The organism is Paracidovorax oryzae ATCC 19882 (genome assembly GCF_000687165.1).
GTDB lineage: Bacteria > Pseudomonadota > Gammaproteobacteria > Burkholderiales > Burkholderiaceae_C > Paracidovorax > Paracidovorax oryzae.
On record NZ_KK366050.1, the window covers coordinates 144379 to 161916 of the forward strand.

Here is a 17538-nt window from a genome sequence, read left to right on the forward strand (position 1 = left end):
CCATCCCGATGCCTGCATCCTCCGCGCCCATCCCCGCCCCATCGGCCCCCACCGTCGCCTTCACCCGCTGGCTCGCCGTGGGCAGCCTGCTGGGCCTCATCGTGCTTTGCCTGGCCTGGGAGCTCTGGCTGGCGCCGCTGCGCCCCGGCGGCTCCTGGCTGGCGCTCAAGGCCCTGCCGCTCGCCCTGCCGCTGGCGGGCCTGCTCAAGCGCCGCATGTACACCTACCGCTGGGTCAGCCTGGTGGTGTGGCTGTACTTCACCGAAGGGGTGGTACGTGCGTGGAGCGATGCACCGCCGGGACGCTGGCTGGCGTGCGCGGAGATCGTGCTCTGCCTGGGCCTGTTCACGGCGTGCGCCCTGCACGTGCGGCTCCGGCAGCGCCATGCAGGCGTCTGTACGGGCCGGCAGCATCCTGCCTCGCGCCCCGGCTGATCCCGGCCTGCCGCTGCCATCCTGCGTTCCTGTTCCGTTTCGTTGCTGCGAGAAGACTTCCATGACCGCCTCCCTGATCGACACCCTGCGCCAGATCGTCGGCGCCCACCACGTCCTGGTCGATGGCGACCTCACGGCCTGGGAACAGGACTGGCGCCGGCGCGCCCGTGGCAAGGCCCTGGCCGTGGTCCGCCCCGCCAGCACCGCCGAGGTGGCCTCCGTGGTGAAAGCCTGCGCCGCCCACGGTACCGCGCTGGTGCCCCAGGGCGGCAATACCGGCCTGGCGGTGGGCTCCATTCCCGATGCATCGGGCACGCAGGTGGTGCTGAGCCTCACGCGCATGAATGCAGTGCGCAGCGTCGATGCCGACAACCTCACCATGACGGTGGAGGCCGGCTGCATCCTGCAGAACCTGCAGGACACGGCCGAAAAGGCCGGCCTGCTCTTCCCGCTCAGCCTGGCAGCCGAAGGCAGTTGCACCATCGGGGGCAACCTCGCCACCAACGCCGGCGGAACGCAGGTGGTGCGCTACGGCAACACGCGCGACCTGTGCCTGGGGCTGGAAGTGGTCACGCCGCAGGGCGAGGTCTGGAGCGGACTGAAGGGCCTGCGCAAGGACAACACCGGCTACGACCTGCGCGACCTGTTCATCGGCAGCGAGGGCACGCTGGGCATCATCACCGCCGCCACCATGAAGCTCTATCCGCGCCCGGCAGCCAGCCTCACGGCCTGGGCCGCGGTACCGTCCATGGCGCACGCGGTGCAGCTGCTCGCACTGGCCCACGGCCACCTGGGTGCCAGCCTGACGGGCTTCGAGGTCATGGGCCGCTTCGCACTCAGCCTCGTGAACAAGCACATGCCGCAGTTGCGCGTGCCCTTCATCGACCAGGACGACGTGCCCTACGGCGTGCTGCTGGAAAACAGCGACAGCGAATCCGAGGAGCACGCCCGCGCCCGCTTCGAGGCTCTGCTGGAAACCGCCTTCGATGCCGGCTGCGTGGTGGATGCCGTGGTGGCGGAGAACCTCGCCCAGGCGCACCAGCTGTGGCACATCCGCGAAAACATCCCGCTCGCACAGGCCGAGGAGGGGCTGAACATCAAGCACGACATCTCCGTGCCCATCTCGCGCATCCCGGCCTTCGTGGAGCATGCGGATGCGCTGCTGCAGCGGGAGATCCCGGGCGTGCGCCTGGTCAACTTCGGCCACCTGGGGGACGGCAACCTGCACTACAACGTGCAGGCGCCGGCGGAGGGCGATGCCAAGGCCTTCCTGCGCGACCAGGAAGACCGCGTGAACCACCTCGTCTACGAGGCCGTAGCCGCGTTCGGCGGTTCGTTCTCCGCCGAGCACGGCGTGGGCGCCCTCAAGGTGGACAAGCTGCAGCAGTACCAGTCTCCCGTGGCGCTGGCGATGATGCGGTCCATCAAGGGGGCGCTCGACCCCCAGGGCCTGATGAACCCGCACTGCATGCTGCCGGTCCGGGCAGACCAGGCCACCATCTGACGGCAACGGCTCAGCGCCGCGCGTTCTCCATCATCGTGCGCACTTCGGCTGGCATCTGCACGCCGCGGCCATAGTCCTGCACGTCCCACTCCTCACCGTCCGTCTGCAGCCACACGCGCATCGCATCGCGCGCGGGATCGAGCACCACGGCAGCGGACTCCGACCCGCCCTGGTGCGGCCGGTTGCCGGTGATGTAGAGCAGATTTCCTTCCTTGCGCAGCGGGCCGCTGGTGCCCATGTTCTGCAGGAGCACGGGATAGTTCACGGGGCCCAGCAGGCCCTTCAGGCGTTCGGCCATGGGCCCGGTGCGCAGGAAATCCACACTGTCGGTGGGATAGCGCCCCACCAGTGCCTGCATGCCGGCCCAGTGGTCGGCCGCCGCAGGAGTGGCGGCAGCGGCAGGAGCCGCAGCGGCCGGGGCAGGCGGCGGGGTGGTGGACGGCTGGGCAGGAGACAGGGGCACGTTGCTGGCGCAACCTGCCAGCGACAGGAGGGCAGCCAGCGACCACCCGGCGAGGAAAGGGAAGGAAAATCGCGACGATGTATGGGGCATGTTGGCAAAGCCGGCCCGGTGGGCCTGGGAATGGTGCGACACCCGAGCTTAGCTCTTTCACGAGCTCCAGCCCCGGCTCCGGCAGCCTGCCGGCCCAGACCCTAGAATCCACGGCTCCATAGTTGCGAACGCGCTTGCGCCTGCTGCCCATGAATGCCCCCGCCCGCCCCGTGCGCTCCCAGTACGAAGACTTCATGCGCCACGTCCATGCCCATGGCGTGGCCAAGGGCGACCGCACCGGCACCGGCACCCGCAGCGTGTTCGGCTACCAGATGCGGTTCGACCTGAACGAGGGCTTTCCGCTGGTTACCACCAAGAAGGTCCATCTCAAGTCCATCATCACGGAGCTGCTCTGGTTCCTCACCGGCTCCAGCAGCAACCACTGGCTGAAGGAGCGCGGCGTCACCATCTGGGACGAATGGGCCCACGAGGATGGCGACCTGGGCCCGGTCTATGGCGTGCAGTGGCGCAGCTGGCCCACGCCGGACGGCGGCCATATCGACCAGATCAGCCAGGTAGTCGAAACGCTCAGGACCAATCCCGACTCGCGCCGCATCATCGTGAGCGCCTGGAACGTGGCCGACCTGGACAAGATGGCCCTCATGCCCTGCCACGCGTTCTTCCAGTTCTACGTGGCACCGCCTAAGGCCGCCGGAGAGCGGGGCCGGCTGAGCTGCCAGCTGTACCAGCGCAGCGCCGACATCTTCCTGGGCGTGCCCTTCAACATCGCCAGCTACGCGCTGCTGACCCACATGATGGCGCAGCAGTGCAACCTGGACGTGGGCGACTTCATCTGGACCGGCGGCGACTGCCACATCTACAGCAACCATTTCGAGCAGGTGGAACTGCAGCTGTCGCGCGCTCCCCACCCCTACCCCACGCTGCACATCCTGCGCCGGCCGGACAGTCTCTTCGACTACCAGCTCGAAGACTTCGAGGTGCGCGACTACGAGCACCACCCCGCCATCAAGGCGCCGGTCGCGGTCTGATCCTTCCGTTTTTCCAAACGCTTCCAGCCTCTCACCATGTCCTCCCACGGCTTCCACGTCCATGGGCCGCACGACCACGCCGTCGAGCATGCCGCCCAGCACGCCCATCCCGATGCCGACCACGGCGCCATGACCAACCGCATCGCCATGGCGACGGCCATCATCGCCACGGTGGGCGCCATCTTCTCGTACATGGGCGGCGCCACGCAGGCCAATGCCGGTCTGATCAAGAACGATGCCGCCATCAAGAAGACCGAGGCAGCCAACCAGTGGGCCTACTACCAATCCAAGAGCACCAAGCAGTCGGTCACCGAGCTGGCACGCGACCTGGCGCCGGACAATCGCAAGCCCGAACTGCAGACCCGGCTGGACCGCTACGAGCAGGAGAAAAACGACATCAAGCGCAAGGCCGAGGCACTGGAAGCCCAGTCCATGGCGCTGGATGAGCAAAGCGAACAGCAGATGCACCAGCACCACCGGTGGGCGCAGGCCACCACGGTGCTGCAGGTCGCCATCGCGCTGGCCGCCATCGCCCTGCTCACGCGCCGCAAGTGGCTGCAGTGGGGCATGTACGGCGTAGCGGGCCTGGGCATCGCCATCGGCGTCCTGGCGGCCCTCCATCTCTGACACGGCGCCATGGCACTGAAACTCATCTACGCACGGGCCGCCAATGGCGGTATCGGCCTGCACAACGCCATGCCCTGGCACCTGCCCGAAGACCTGGCGCATTTCAAGCAACTCACGCTGGGTGCCACGGTGGTCATGGGGCGCAAGACCTGGGACTCCCTGCCTGCCCGCTTCCGTCCCCTGCCCGGCCGCACGAACATCGTGGTCACGCGCCAGACCGGCTGGCACGCAGAGGGAGCCCTGCCCGCCTCCAGCCTGGCGCAGGCGCTGGAACTGGCCCGGCCACATGGCGATACGGTATGGGTGATGGGCGGTGCGCAGGTCTACGCCCAGGCCCTTCCGATGGCGGACGGCGTGGAGGTCACAGAAATCCACCGGGATTTCGAAGCAGACGCCTTCGCCCCCGTGCTGGGCTCCGAATGGGAGGAGACCGCCCGGACCCCCGTGCAGACCTCTGCCGGAAGTGCGGCCCTTCCGTTTTCCTTCGTCAGCTACCGTCGCCGCTGAAGCCGTCGCCGGCAAGCTCCGTCTTTCTTCGCATCGATCTCATCCCATGAAGCTGGCCACCTGGAACGTCAACTCCCTCTCCGTACGGCTGCCCCAGGTGCTGGCCTGGCTGGCCGACAACCCCGTGGATGCCATCGGCCTGCAGGAACTCAAGCTGGTGGACGAGAAATTTCCCCACGATGCCTTCGAATCCGCCGGCTACCACGCCGTGAGCTTCGGGCAGAAGACCTATAACGGCGTCGCCATCCTGAGCCGCACGCCCGCGCGCGACGTGGTGCGCAACATCCCCGGCCACGAGGATGCCCAGGCACGCGTGATCGCAGCGACGCTGGACACGCCCCAAGGCCCGCTCCGGTTCATCAATTGCTACTTCGTGAACGGCCAGGCCCCAGGCACGGAGAAGTTCGCATACAAGATGCTCTGGCTGGCCGCACTGCACCGGTGGGTCGGGGAAGAACTGCTCGCCCACCCCCGGCTGGTGCTCGTGGGCGACTTCAACGTGGCGCCTGAAGACCGCGACTCCTTCGATCCCGTGGGCTTGAAAGACACCATCCACCACACCGTGGAAGAGCGCACCCACTTCCAGAGCCTCCTGCAACTGGGGCTCACCGATGCCTACCGCATGTTCGAGCAGCCCGAGAAGAGCTTTTCGTGGTGGGACTACCGCATGCTGGGCTTCCAGAAGAACCGGGGCCTGCGCATCGACCACATCCTGGTAAGCGAAGCGCTGCGCGGACAGGTCACCGCCTGCGCGATCGACCGACAACCTCGCAAGAACCCGCAGCCCAGCGACCACGCGCCGGTCGTCGCCACGCTCGGCTGACACGGCCCGCAGGCACCGGGCGTGGAAAGCGCCGCGGCCCGCAGCAGGACTCCCGCTGCAGGCCGCGACCTATCGCCTGCACGCAGGCAGGCGATGCGTACCGGCCGAACTCAGGGCATGGCCTTGTAACGGTCCCGCAGGTCGCGCACTTCGTCGTGGTTGCGCTGGGCCCCCTCCGCCTGGCGCTCGACCAGGCTGCGCACGGAAGCGGGCAACGAGGCCTTCAGCGCCTTGCGGTAGCGTGCCACCGCGGCGTCCTCGCCGCGCTCGCACTCCTCCAGCACGGCCTTGTCGTCCCGGGTGCTCAGGGCGGTCTTCACGGACACCCAGCCCCGGTGCAGCGCTCCGGACATGGAACCGCCGCTCGACGGCTCGCCGCCATGGTTGCGGATCTCGCGTTCCAGTTCCGCAGCCGCGGAGGCGCACTCGCTGGCATGGCGCAGCAGGATGCCCTTGAGCTCGGGGGATTCGGCATGCTCGGCCGATGCGCGGAAGCCGTACTCGCCATCGCGGCAGGATTCCAGCAGATCGTCCAGCACGTCCACCACGTCGTCGTTGTCCACCAGTGCGGTGTCACCCGTCGTGGATTGCGTCATGCTGCCCACGGCGGCGCCCACGCCGGCCCCGCCGACGGTGGTGGCACTGCCACTGCCGGCGCGCTCCCAGGCGGCGCGCGTGGCCGGACGGGCCTCGTCCCACTCCATGCCGCTGGTGCCCCGCGCCTGGCCCCAGTCACGCGCCAGATGGGGCTCCACCGTATCGAAGTCGCCTTCGTAGCGCCCAACGGAACTCCATCCCAGTTCATAGGCAGGACGGTACTCGTCGTACGTGCGGCCATTGCGGTAGTACGGCTCCCGCTGGTAGCTTTCGCGCCAGTAGGCGTCTTCCACCGTGGGGTTCACGGACTCCGCAGCAGCCTTGCCTGCGAGGCCGCCGACCACGGCGCCTGCGACGCCGCCCACGGCCGCGCCGATCGGCCCGCCGAAGGAGCCCGCCGCCGCACCGGCCACCGCACCACCCGCGGCGCCCACGCCGGTACCCACGGGATGGGCGCCAGGCTCATTGGTCAAAGGGTCGCGGTTTGCATCGTTGAAATCCGACATGAATTCGCTCCGGTTGGTTGAACAGTGCCTTCATTCTGGAAGGCGCCGCTTGTCCGGAGGGTCGGCGCGTGCGTGGCTGCGCTGTAGGAGATACGCCAGCGCAACGGATGAGCAAACACCCGTCCAATCTCATCTTTTTGCTACAAAAATGAGAGCTTCGCTTTCACGACGGCAACTCCGCCTCGTCTCAGCCCGCGGGATCGTCGGAGGGTCCGAGCCCCAGTTCCTGGATCTTGCGGGTGATGGTGTTGCGGCCGATGCCGAGGCGCTGAGCAGCCTCCATGCGACGCCCATGGGTGGTGGACAGCGCCGTGCGGATCAGGCGCGATTCGAACCGGCGCGTGAGCACGTCCCACACTTCCGGCTGCCCCGTGGCCAGCAGCTTCTGGGCCTCCGCCTCCAGCGCATGCTCCCATCCGGACGGATCGCCCGCAGCGGCATGCGGCGCCAGCGCCTGCACTGCAGGGGCGGTACCCGGCAGGGACACGACGGCACCCGTGGCCACTGAACCGCCAGCCAGCCCCGCGGGCCACCCGGCACCGCGGTCATCGCGCAGCACCGTGCCTGACGGCATGCCGGAGCCGGACACATCGGCTATCCCCGCCGACTGCGCCGATGGATCCGGACGTGCCGCCTCCGCCACCGGAAGCGACGCATCGGCAGACGCAGGACCGTCGAGCACCTCGGGAGGCAGGTCCTGCAGCGAAATGACCTGCGCTGGCGCCATCACGGTCAGCCAATGGCAGATGTTCTCCAGTTGCCGCACGTTGCCGGGGAACGAGAACTGCCCCAGCCGGGACAGTGCCGCATCGGAAATGCGCTTCGGCTCCACGCCCAGCTGGCGCGCGCTCTGCTGCAGGAAGTGCCGCGTCAGCATCGGCACATCCTCGTGCCGCTCGCGCAATGCGGGCAACCGCAGCCGGATCACGTTGAGGCGGTGGAAAAGATCTTCGCGGAACACCCCGTCCTTGACCCGCAGCTCCAGGTTCTGGTGCGTCGCGGCAATGACGCGGACGTGCGCCTTGACGGCTGCATGTCCCCCCACCCGGTAGAACTGCCCGTCCGACAGCACCCGCAGCAGGCGCGTCTGCAGGTCGAACGGCATGTCACCGATTTCATCGAGGAACAGCGTCCCCCCTTCCGCTTGCTCGAAGCGGCCGCGGCGCTGGGTCTGGGCACCGGTGAATGCACCCCGCTCATGGCCGAACAGCTCGCTCTCCAGCAGGTCCTTGGGGATCGCCGCCGTGTTGATCGCGACGAAGGGCCCTTCGGCCACCGGCGAATGCTTGTGCAGCGCGCGGGCCACGAGTTCCTTGCCGGAGCCGGACTCCCCGGTGATCAGCACCGTCACCTGGCTCTGGCTCAGCCGCCCGATCGCACGGAACACGTCCTGCATGGCAGGGGCCTGGCCCAGCATCTCGGGCGTGGCGGTCTGGCGCTCCTCGGTGACCTCCTCCCGCTGGCTTTCCTCCACCGCCCGGCGGATCAGCTCCACGGCCTTGGGCAGGTCGAACGGCTTGGGCAGGTACTCGAACGCGCCGCGCTGGAATGCGGACACGGCACTGTCCAGGTCGGAATACGCAGTCATGATGATGACCGGGAGGCCGGGCTGCTGCTGCCGCACCTGCTCCAGCAATTGCAGACCCGAGCCCCCGGGCATGCGGATGTCGCTGACCAGCACCTGCGGCCCCTGCCGCGCCGGGTCTCCGGCCGCTACGTCGGCGAGCGCATCGAGCACCTCGCGTGGGTGGGTGAAGCTGCGCGTCGGCAGGTTCTCTCGGGCCAGCGCCTTTTCCAGGACGAAGCGGATCGAGGGGTCGTCATCTACTATCCAGATCGGCTTCATGTGTGAGTTCTACCTTGTCTCGAAGTGAATGTCTCCGGACCTCAGGGCAAGGGAATGAGGATGCGGAAATCGGTGCGACCCGGAACGCTGTCGCATTCGATCAAGCCGTGGTGCCGCTGCACGAAAGTCTGTGCGAGCGTCAGCCCCAGCCCCGACCCTCCATCGCGCCCCGTCACCAGCGGATAGAAGATCCGCTCCTTGATCGCTTCGGGTACGCCCGGTCCGTTGTCGATGACATGCAATTCCAGTGCCAAGCGATACCGCTGCCGCCCGAAAGTCACCTGCCGCGCGACGCGCGTGCGCAGCGTGATGACGGCATCGCCGGCGCCAATGCGTTCCGTCAGCACCTGCGCCGCGTTCTGCACGATGTTCAACACCGCCTGGATGAGCTGCGCCCGGTCACCCCGGAATTCCGGAATCGAGGTGTCATAGTCGCGCTGCACGCGCAGGCCGTGCGGGTATTCCACCAGGACCAGCGAACGCACCCGCTCGCACACCTCATGGATGTTCACGTCGCCCACGAGGTGCGGATGCCGGTGGGGCGCCAGAAGCCGGTCCACCAGGCTCTGCAGGCGGTCGGCCTCGTGGATGATGACCTGGGTGTATTCGGTAAGCTCCGGATTGTCGAGTTCCATCTCGAGCAACTGGGCCGCTCCGCGGATGCCCCCGAGCGGATTCTTGATCTCGTGCGCGAGGTTGCGGATCAGCTCCTTGTTGGCCAGGGCCTGCTCTCGCAGGCGTTCTTCCCGGTCCTGCCGAGCCTGGGCTTCCAGCGGCCACATCTCCACCAGGATCTCGCCGGTCTGTTCCGCCACCGCCACGTTCACGTGGACGGGTATCTGCTCCTGAAGAGGCCCGCGCCGCAGCCCCGCCTCGAAGCGCAATGCCGCGAAATCCTGCTCGCGGGCGCCCGCCAGGGCCGTCTGCAGCAACGCCGGATCCGTGAAGAAGGAACAGAAGTCGGCGCTTTCCAGCGTGCGGCGCGACAGGCCCAGCATGTTTTCCAGCGATGCGTTCGCGAACATCACGGAACCGTCCTGATGCAGCACCGCCACCAGCGTGGACACGAGATCCAGGGCGACATAGCGCGTGGCCGGACGCGCGGAAGAGCTCGGGGCCACGCTCAGCGGCCTGCCGGCGCGGGCAGGCGTGCCAGCTCGCGCTTGATGCCCGCCACGTCGCTCTCCGCACGGGACACGGCAGCCTTGAGTTCGGCGGTCCGCTCGATATAGACCTGCGGGTTGCGCAACTCCAGCGCCGTGCGCTGGGGTTCGCCATTGTTGTACTCGCGGGACAGGTCCGCCAGCCGGGCCTCCGCCTTGCGCAGTTCCGCCTCCAGGATGGACCGCGCGTCGGAGTCGCGGGCACGTTGGTCATTGGCATCCACGCGCGGAGCGCTGGAAGGCGACGCGGCGGCATTGCCGCCTGCCGGTGCTGAGGAGTGCGCAGCACCGCCGCCCCCTGAAGGCCGCGATCCCTGCACCACGGTCACATTGCCGCCCTCCACGAGCTTGCAGCCCTTTTCCCGGGCCTGGCTCACGTTGTTGGTGTATTCGTTGCCGCAGCGGTAGATGCGGTCCTGCGACCAGGCGGCCGGTGCCAGGGCCGCCAGGGCCATGAGCGCACAGACAATTCTTTTCATTCAAGTCCTCGCGATGCGTGCGAGCGGCACGCGGAAGCTGACCGGAAGTATCCCCCAATCGCTCCGGCACCGCCATGCATGGCCCTGCGTCGCAGGGTATTGGGCAGCCCTGACATGCGATCGTCACGGCCATGAAAAAAGGCGGCCGAAGCCGCCTTGCGTTCCTGGACAGGGGTCTCCGGCAGCGCCGGAGACCGCCTGATCACAGCGAATAGTACATGTCGTATTCCACAGGGTGCGGAGCCATGCGGAAACGCGTGACTTCCTGCATCTTGAGTTCGATGTAGGCATCCAGCATCGAGTCGGTGAACACGCCGCCCTTGGTCAGGAAGGCACGGTCCTTGTCGAGGTACTCCAGCGCCTGGTCGAGGCTGTGGCACACGGTCGGCACCAGCTTGTCCTCTTCCGGCGGCAGGTGGTAGAGGTCCTTCGTGGCGGCTTCGCCCGGATGGATCTTGTTCTCCACTCCGTCCAGGCCGGCCATCATCAGGGCCGAGAAGCACAGGTACGGGTTGGCGGAAGGATCGGGGAAGCGCGCCTCGATGCGGCGACCCTTCGGGTTGGCCACGTACGGAATGCGGATCGATGCCGAACGGTTGCGTGCGGAGTACGCCAGCTTCACGGGAGCCTCGAAGCCGGGCACCAGGCGCTTGTAGCTGTTGGTGCCGGGGTTCGTGATGGCGTTCAGGGCACGTGCATGCTTGATCACGCCGCCGATGTAGTACAGCGCGAAATCCGACAGGCCGGCGTAGCCGTCACCGGCGAACAGGTTCTTGCCGTCCTTCCAGATGGACTGGTGCACATGCATGCCGGACCCGTTGTCGCCGGCATAGGGCTTGGGCATGAAAGTCGCCGTCTTGCCGTAGGCATTGGCCACGTTCCACACCACGTACTTGAGCACCTGGGTCCAGTCGGCGCGCTCGACCAGCGTGCTGAACTTGGTACCGATCTCGTTCTGCCCCGCGCCGGCCACTTCATGGTGGAACACCTCGACCGGGATGCCCAGCGATTCGAGGATCAGGGACATTTCAGCGCGCATGTCCTGCGTGCTGTCCACGGGAGGCACGGGGAAGTAGCCGCCCTTGACCGTGGGACGGTGGCCGCGGTTGCCGCCTTCCAGCTTCGCACCGGAGTTCCAGGGCGCTTCGTACTCTTCGATCTCGAACATGACCTTGCCAGGCTCGTTGCTCCAGCGCACCCCATCGAAGATGAAGAATTCAGGCTCCGGACCGAAGAAGGCCGTGTCGCCCAGGCCGGAGGCCTTCAGGTAGGCTTCAGCGCGCTTGGCGATGGACCGCGGATCGCGGTCATAGGCCTTGCCGTCGCCCGGCTCGATCACGTCGCACTGCAGGAACAGCGTGGTTTCCTCGAAGAACGGATCGATGTTGGCGGTGTTGGGATCGGGCATGAGCTGCATGTCCGAAGCCTCGATGCCTTTCCAGCCCGCCACCGAAGAACCGTCGAAAGCGTGGCCCGACGAGAACTTGTCTTCGTCGAAATGGGACACCGGCACGGTGACGTGCTGCTCCTTGCCGCGGGTGTCGGTGAAGCGGAAGTCCACAAACTTGACTTCGTTCTCCTTCACCATCTTCATCACGTCTGCAACGGTCTTTGCCATCAGGATCTCCAGGATTTAGCGTTTGTTGAAAAAAACACGGCCTACAAAAAGCAGATAACGTGCCAGCATGCACTAACGCGGAGCATGCACGTCTTCCGCAACAGCCCGCCGCCCGGCATGCACCAGAAACGGGCCTCACTCTCTCCAGGGCCTTGCGTCAGGTGCTCCGCACCAATTCAGGGCCAAGGCTTGCACCAAAATCGCGCAGACCCTGGAGCAAATCGCTCCAGGCCGGCGGAACCAGGGCCGAGTCGCCCTTGACTCCCAATTCGATATGCCGGCCATGGACCGGATGGTCCACGCTGGGAAGACTGAACACCTTCACGCCGGCATGGCCCGTCTCCACTTTCTCCATCAGCGGGGTGAGCGCTGCCTCCATGGCTCCGTACACGACCACCGAGCGTTCGGTCTGCGGCCGGCGGTTGAACCACTGCCGGCAGTGCTCGTCGAGCACCCACTCCATCATGGGCCAGGCCATCACCGGAAAACCCGGGAAGAAATGCACCGTCCCCCCCCCCTGGGCGTCGCACGAGAAGCCGGGAATCTTGTTGTAAGGATTGGGGATGATCCGGGCGCCCCGGGGGAAGACACCCATGTTGAGCCGATGCACGTTGTCTGCACGGTCTGGCTCGTAAGGCACGCCCTGCTCCCGGGCCACATCCCGCATCCTCTCGCGGATCAGCTCTGCAGCCTCGGGGTGCAGTGCCAGCTCCGCGCCGAGCGCGGTCGCGGCACACTGGCGGGTGTGGTCATCGGGCGTGGCACCGATGCCGCCGCAGGAGAAAACGACATCGCCTGACCCGAACGCCCTTCGCAGCGTGGCGGTGATGCGCGCAGGGTCGTCCCCGACATAGTCCGCATAGGCCAGTGGAATGCCGCGTGCCCCCAGCAATTCGATGGCTTTCGCCAGATGCTTGTCGGCGCGCTTGCCGGAAAGGATCTCGTCGCCGACGATGATGAGACCGAACGATGGAACCATGGTCATGGATGTTGCCCAGGAGGGGAAGTCGGAGAAACGGCAGGTAGCGGGCTGCCCGGCGCACCCGGCGCCGCGGCCGCCGCCCGGCCCCCGGCGCCGGATGTCCGCAATTGCTCCAGCGCGGCCAGGCAATAGTGCGCGAACCACAGGGATGAAAAGGCGAACACCAGTGTGTAGATCCAGACGGCCACGGGGATGAGCACCACGAAAGCGGCAGCGAACACGACACCCGAGGCCCAGACGATACCGGGAGCGGCGCCCAGGTAGCCCGTGACCACGCCGATGCCGAGCAACTGCATCCGGTACTGCCGCATGATCATCTCGCGCTCCGCCTTGTCGGCATGTTCGCCGAGTGCATCAAAAGCCATCACGCGGTAGGTCAGCCATCCCCAGATCAGCGGCGGAAGCACCAGCACCAGGGGCGGAATGAACCACAGCGGAATGGAAAGGGTCAGCGCCACCAGCGCTGCCACGGTCGAGCCCAGCGACCAGGCCACGCTGGCCAGAAAGGAACCGTTGCCCCGGCGTTCGAGCGACGGAAACCGCCGTTGCGCGACCAGGGACACCAGCGCGGGCGCCATCAGTATCGCCACAGCGAGCACCGACAGCACGACGATGGCGGGGGTGACCAAAACCACCAGCAGCACGGGCGCCAGCAACGCCGGCCCCTCCACCCCGAATCCCTGCAGCCATCCCCAGAGGAATGACATCCACCCGGAACCAGCAAGCAGTGACCCGATGGAAGACACCGCACCGTCCCACCACAGGTACCAGAACAGTCCGGTCAGCAGGGCAATCACCAGCAGCGGCAGCAACGAGAGGGCGATCACCCGTGGGTGCAGGCAGTAACCCACGGCGCGCCAGAACGAATCGATGAGCAGCCTCATGGTTGCAAGCATAGCGCCGAAGGATGAAACCCCTTCAATCCTTGCCAGCCAGCCTCATCAATCCACGCCACTGCTGCCGCCAGAAGCCTCTGCCATAGTCGCGCACCCGGCCTTCCGAGTCCGCCTCGACCTGGTCACGGATACCGGTGGGGTCGTACCGGAGTTCGAAGTTGGCGGTTCGAAACAGCATGTCCCACCAGGGCAGGAGCACCCCGAAATTGTGACCTCCCAGCGCCGGCGTCCGCTCCCCGCTCCTGGCGGGCCCCTCATGGCCCAGGCCGATGGAGTGGTGCAGGCGATGGAAGCGTGGGCTCACCCACAGGCGTTCGCCCCACCGCCCGAACCACACCCGCAGGTTGGCATGGTGGAAGTTCTCGCTCAGTTGGGTCACCGCCACGATGGCGACGAACTGGCCCGGCGGCACCCCGATCAACTGCGCCACTATCACGATGATCGCATCCGTCAGCACGTCGTCCAGCAGGTGGTTGCGGTTGTCGCTCCACATGGTCATCTGCCGCTGCGAGTGGTGCAGCGCATGCAGCTTCCACCACCATTCGAAATGGTGCTGTCCCCGATGGATCCAGTAATTCAGGAAGTCGAAGACCACGAGGTAGATCAGCAGGCTGACCCAGGGCACGTCGGTGACGCCCGGCCATACCTCATCCAGGTGGAAGGTGCTGAAGCCTTCGACCCGCAGGGTGCCGAACAGCGAATCCCACAGCGGATCCACGCTGAAAAACAGCGCGAGCCGGAAAAGCCCCAGCCGGTGGATCAGCGTGTAGAGCACATCGGTGCGAATGGACGCACGGTCGGTCACCGGCTCCACGGGCCTCCACCGCTGCAAAGGCGCGATGAGGCACAGCATGACGCCCAGTTGCAGGATGCCCACCAGCAGCCAGCCGGTGGCCGCGTAGCCATCCTCCAGCAGGTTGGCCATCCCGAGGGAAAACATCGCCGGCTGCACGATGGTCTCGAACAGCCATTGCTGCGCCATATCGAATACTTGACTGAGCCCGTCCATAGCCTTCGCTCCGATCCACCCTGATCGCCCAGGTTCCCGTCACCGCACGGGATGAGCGGCAATCCAGCCCTGGTACTCCGGATGCTCCCGTAGCGTGCGGAAGCAGAATCCGCGGGACTTGAGTCCCTCGATCAGAGGCTCGAGCACCGCGGGAGCCCACGGGTCCTTGCGAGACCAGATTCCCAGGTGCGCCAGCAGGATGTCACCCGGCCGGATATGTTCCAGCGCCTGCTGGAGCAGCGCCGCGTTGCTGTAGCGCTCGCTCGGGAGCTCATCGCCCAGGAAGCCCGCGGGAGACCATCCCACATGGGCATAGCCGCAGCGCCTCGCTGCTTGCAGCAGACGAGCGGAAGTCTTGCCTCCGGGAGCCCGGAACAACGGCAAAGGCGCCTGTCCCGTGATTTCCTTGAGGCGGGCTTCCGACTTGGCGATCTCCTCGCAGTACTGCTGTGCCGTGACAGTGAACTCACGGCCCGCCTGCGGCCCGGCCGATGGGCGCACCCTGAAGCTCGGGGCTTGCGCCGAACCGGCATCCGCACGCCAATAGACATGGTCGTAGGTATGGGATGCGAATGCATGGCCCTCGGCCGCGCGCGCCTTCCACCAGCCCGCCCAAAAATTGCCCAGGCTGCCATCGCCTTCCTGGGTCTTCTCGTTGGCGGCAAAAAAAGTCACGAGCACATGCTGGCGCTTCAACACATCGGCGATGAGGGGAGCAACGCCCATGTGGCCCGTGTCCAGGGTCAGATAGACCGGCTTGTCGCATGCCGCCCTCGCCGCACCCGCAGGCAGTACCAGGGACGCGGCGACCGTACAGATGAAGCCCGCGCGCAGCACATGGCCCGCTCGCGGCGTCCAGACCTTATCGGGGCGCATGCTGCAGTGTCCACACGCCGTGCGGAGACTTGCCTACGTTGATGCGCTGCACCACCTTGCGCTCGACGGTATCGATGACCAGCATCTTCTTGGCCCAACGGGCGCTGACGTAGATCCACCGACCATCCGGGGAGACATCCATGCAGTCCGGTCCGCCAGGGGCCGGGTACACATCCACCACCTTCTGGGTAGTCATGTCGATCTTGCTGATGGTGTTGGCCACGCGATTGCTGACGAAGATGTGGCGCTTGTCCCCGGCCCCGCGGAACGCATGCGCTCCGCTGCCGGTCTTGATGCGCTGGACCAGCTTGGGCTCCGCACCCGAGACATCGAACACCTCGACGCCATCACCACCGGTGAGTCCCACGAAGAGGAACTTGTCATCCGTGGATCCGTAGATGTCCGCGGGCATGGGCCCCGTCTTGGTGCGCCAGCGAATCTTCTGGGTGGCGATGTCGATGGCCACCAGTTCGTCACTATCCTGCATGGTCGAGTACACCACGCGGCTGCCACTGTCCACCCAGAGATGACTCGGCGTGCGCCCCGTGGCCACGCGCTGGACCAGGGTCAGGTCCTTGCCGTCCCAGCGATAGAAATCCACATGGTTCAGCCGGTTCGCCGCCGTGATCAGCCACTTCATGTCGGGCGTGAAGCGGAGGTGGTACGGATCGACGATATTCCTTACCGTTCGCTGGACCTGGGCCGTGCGCGGATCGATGAAGGTCAGGCTGTCGGCGAGCGCGTTCGCGACGACGAGCGATTTCTCGTCGGGCGTGAGATACATGTGGTGCGGTTCCTTGCCCGTGGGAATCCTGCGCACTTCCTGCCACGTGGCTGGGTCGATGATGCTCACATCGGCGTCGAGGGAGTTCAGCACGAACACCGGAGGGGGTGTGGTCGAAGCCAAGGCGGCACCGGTCCATAAGAGGCCGGAGCAAACGATCGAGAAAAGCCACCGAGGGCACTTGCGCATATTCATATCCAACCCGTTACCACCGACACTGTCTTCACCGCACACCCAGGCACCACGCCCGGAGCTCAACCTTCAAAGATCCTGCGGACATCCTCTTCGCCAAGCCACCGCCAATCGCCGGCCCGCAAATCCTCGGGCAGATGCAAGCCCCCGATGCGGATACGGTGCAGTTGCTCCACACGGTTGCCCACGGCAGCTACCATCCGCTTGATCTGGTGGTACTTGCCCTCCGTGACCGTGAGGTCGAAGATCGAACCTTCCTGCAGCACACAGTCCGCAGCGATCACTGGCTTTGGATCATCGTTCAAGACGACGCCTTTCAGCAGCTGATCCTTCTGCTGTTGAGAAAGATCATACTTGGCGTGCACTCTGTAAGTCTTTTGTATTTGTTTCTTCGGAGAACTCACGCGGTGGATGAAACTGCCGTCATCGCTCAGCAGCAACAGTCCCGTCGTATCCTGGTCCAGCCTGCCGATGGTCTGCACTCCGAGGATCTTTCCCGGCCCCGGCCGCTGCCGCAGAGGATCGGGCAACAAGGTATACACGCTGGGATAGGTGGACGGCTTCTGCGAGCACTCCACGGCCGCGGGCTTGTTCATCATGACGTAGGCGCGTTCGTGCCATTGCCACATCTTGCCCTGGACGTGGAACGTCAGACCCTCAGGATCGATTTCCAGACTTGCATCGGTGCAAACCCACGCATCGCCTGTATCGTTCTTCTCGCGCAGTTGCACATGACCGTGCTGAATCAGGCCTGCGCACACCCTTCTGGTGCCAAACCCTTGGGAATACAGGATCTCTTGCAACTGCAATCTGGATCTCCGAAAAGCAAAACGCCCCCAGACCGGTGAGGATCTGAGGGCGGCTTGGGCTGTAGGAGCCTGACGATGACCTACTTTCACACGGGAACCCGCACTATCATCGGCGCAAAGTCGTTTCACTGTCCTGTTCGGGATGGGAAGGAGTGGGACCAACTTGCTATGGTCATCAGGCATAAAGGGTTGCTGTCCTGGTTTGTGGTCAGGACGGCGAATTCATAGAGCAAATCAGCTTTTGGTTTTGATTGCGTCACTTGGCATAACAACCTTGACGGTGTTGTCAAAGTTATAGGGTCAAGCCGCACGAGCAATTAGTACTGGTTAGCTTAAGCGCTTGC

The 17538-nt window shown here is 65.7% G+C and carries 18 protein-coding genes and 1 rRNA gene; 6 read left to right on the forward strand and 13 right to left on the reverse strand.

The genetic code is table 11. The annotated features are described in order from the left end of the window. Positions 1–8: 8 nt before the first annotated feature. Together T336_RS0124475 and T336_RS0124480 are read left to right on the forward strand one after the other, a co-directional pair. Entirely contained in the window at positions 9–434 is a 426-nt protein-coding gene (locus T336_RS0124475; RefSeq protein WP_026434478.1) for a DUF2069 domain-containing protein, read from the forward strand. A gap of 61 nt (positions 435–495) precedes the next feature. Then, positions 496–1938 carry an FAD-binding oxidoreductase gene (locus T336_RS0124480; RefSeq protein ID WP_026434479.1) on the forward strand — a complete coding sequence of 481 codons (1443 nt, stop codon included), beginning with the start codon at positions 496–498 and terminating at the stop codon, positions 1936–1938. 10 nt (positions 1939–1948) lie between these two features. On the opposite strand, the gene T336_RS0124485 is transcribed toward T336_RS0124480, so the two are convergent. Beyond that, on the reverse strand, positions 1949–2491 hold the full coding sequence (locus T336_RS0124485; RefSeq protein WP_026434480.1) for an Ivy family c-type lysozyme inhibitor: 543 nt from the start codon (positions 2489–2491) through the stop codon (positions 1949–1951). 149 nt (positions 2492–2640) lie between these two features. Here T336_RS0124485 and T336_RS0124490 point away from each other — a divergent pair, with 149 nt between their 5' ends. The 4 genes from T336_RS0124490 to xth are packed head-to-tail and all read left to right on the forward strand — an operon-like array spanning position 2641 to position 5437. After that, positions 2641–3480 (forward strand): thymidylate synthase, encoded by an 840-nt coding sequence (locus T336_RS0124490; protein ID WP_026434481.1) that lies wholly within the window; start codon positions 2641–2643, stop codon positions 3478–3480. A gap of 36 nt (positions 3481–3516) precedes the next feature. Further along, a complete protein-coding gene (locus T336_RS0124495; protein ID WP_019701314.1) occupies positions 3517–4107 on the forward strand; it encodes a DUF4337 domain-containing protein in 591 nt (196 codons plus the stop codon). Between the two features lie 9 nt (positions 4108–4116). Then, positions 4117–4614, forward strand: coding sequence for a dihydrofolate reductase (locus T336_RS0124500; protein WP_019701313.1), 498 nt, complete (start codon positions 4117–4119; stop codon positions 4612–4614). Between the two features lie 46 nt (positions 4615–4660). Beyond that, the gene (xth, locus tag T336_RS0124505; RefSeq protein WP_019701312.1) at positions 4661–5437 is read left to right on the forward strand and encodes an exodeoxyribonuclease III; all 777 of its coding nucleotides are present in this window, start codon (positions 4661–4663) and stop codon (positions 5435–5437) included. 110 nt (positions 5438–5547) lie between these two features. Here xth and T336_RS0124510 read toward each other — a convergent pair whose 3' ends face one another. The 12 genes from T336_RS0124510 to rrf form a co-directional block, all read right to left on the reverse strand. Further along, on the reverse strand, positions 5548–6540 hold the full coding sequence (locus tag T336_RS0124510) for a ferritin-like domain-containing protein (protein ID WP_019701311.1): 993 nt from the start codon (positions 6538–6540) through the stop codon (positions 5548–5550). A gap of 187 nt (positions 6541–6727) precedes the next feature. Then, positions 6728–8386, reverse strand: a complete 1659-nt coding sequence (ntrC, locus tag T336_RS0124515; RefSeq protein ID WP_026434482.1) for a nitrogen regulation protein NR(I) — start codon at positions 8384–8386, stop codon at positions 6728–6730. Positions 8387–8427: 41 nt separating this feature from the next. Continuing rightward, positions 8428–9507, reverse strand: coding sequence for a nitrogen regulation protein NR(II) (gene glnL / locus T336_RS0124520; protein WP_026434483.1), 1080 nt, complete (start codon positions 9505–9507; stop codon positions 8428–8430). Positions 9508–9509: 2 nt separating this feature from the next. Next, positions 9510–10028, reverse strand: coding sequence for a hypothetical protein (locus T336_RS0124525; RefSeq protein ID WP_019701308.1), 519 nt, complete (start codon positions 10026–10028; stop codon positions 9510–9512). A gap of 202 nt (positions 10029–10230) precedes the next feature. Next, complete coding sequence (glnA, locus tag T336_RS0124530; protein WP_013593927.1) at positions 10231–11646, reverse strand: type I glutamate--ammonia ligase; 1416 nt, start codon at positions 11644–11646, stop codon at positions 10231–10233. Positions 11647–11803: 157 nt separating this feature from the next. After that, positions 11804–12625 carry a competence/damage-inducible protein A gene (locus tag T336_RS0124535; protein ID WP_026434484.1) on the reverse strand — a complete coding sequence of 274 codons (822 nt, stop codon included), beginning with the start codon at positions 12623–12625 and terminating at the stop codon, positions 11804–11806. A 2-nt stretch (positions 12626–12627) separates the two neighbouring features. Then, entirely contained in the window at positions 12628–13512 is an 885-nt protein-coding gene (locus T336_RS0124540; protein ID WP_026434485.1) for an EI24 domain-containing protein, read from the reverse strand. Between the two features lie 34 nt (positions 13513–13546). After that, positions 13547–14533: a sterol desaturase family protein gene (locus tag T336_RS0124545; protein ID WP_019701305.1), complete on the reverse strand. Its 987-nt coding sequence runs from the start codon at positions 14531–14533 to the stop codon at positions 13547–13549. Positions 14534–14572: 39 nt separating this feature from the next. Continuing rightward, entirely contained in the window at positions 14573–15409 is an 837-nt protein-coding gene (locus T336_RS0124550) for a polysaccharide deacetylase family protein (protein ID WP_051647451.1), read from the reverse strand. Next, positions 15396–16382, reverse strand: a complete 987-nt coding sequence (locus T336_RS0124555) for a YncE family protein (RefSeq protein ID WP_026434487.1) — start codon at positions 16380–16382, stop codon at positions 15396–15398. Before T336_RS0124555 ends, T336_RS0124550 begins: the two co-directional genes overlap by 14 nt. Positions 16383–16447: 65 nt before the next feature. Next, positions 16448–17194 carry a pseudouridine synthase gene (locus tag T336_RS0124560; RefSeq protein ID WP_019701302.1) on the reverse strand — a complete coding sequence of 249 codons (747 nt, stop codon included), beginning with the start codon at positions 17192–17194 and terminating at the stop codon, positions 16448–16450. A 67-nt stretch (positions 17195–17261) separates the two neighbouring features. Next, a 5S ribosomal RNA gene (rrf, locus tag T336_RS0124565) occupies positions 17262–17374 on the reverse strand. Positions 17375–17538 lie beyond the last annotated feature (164 nt).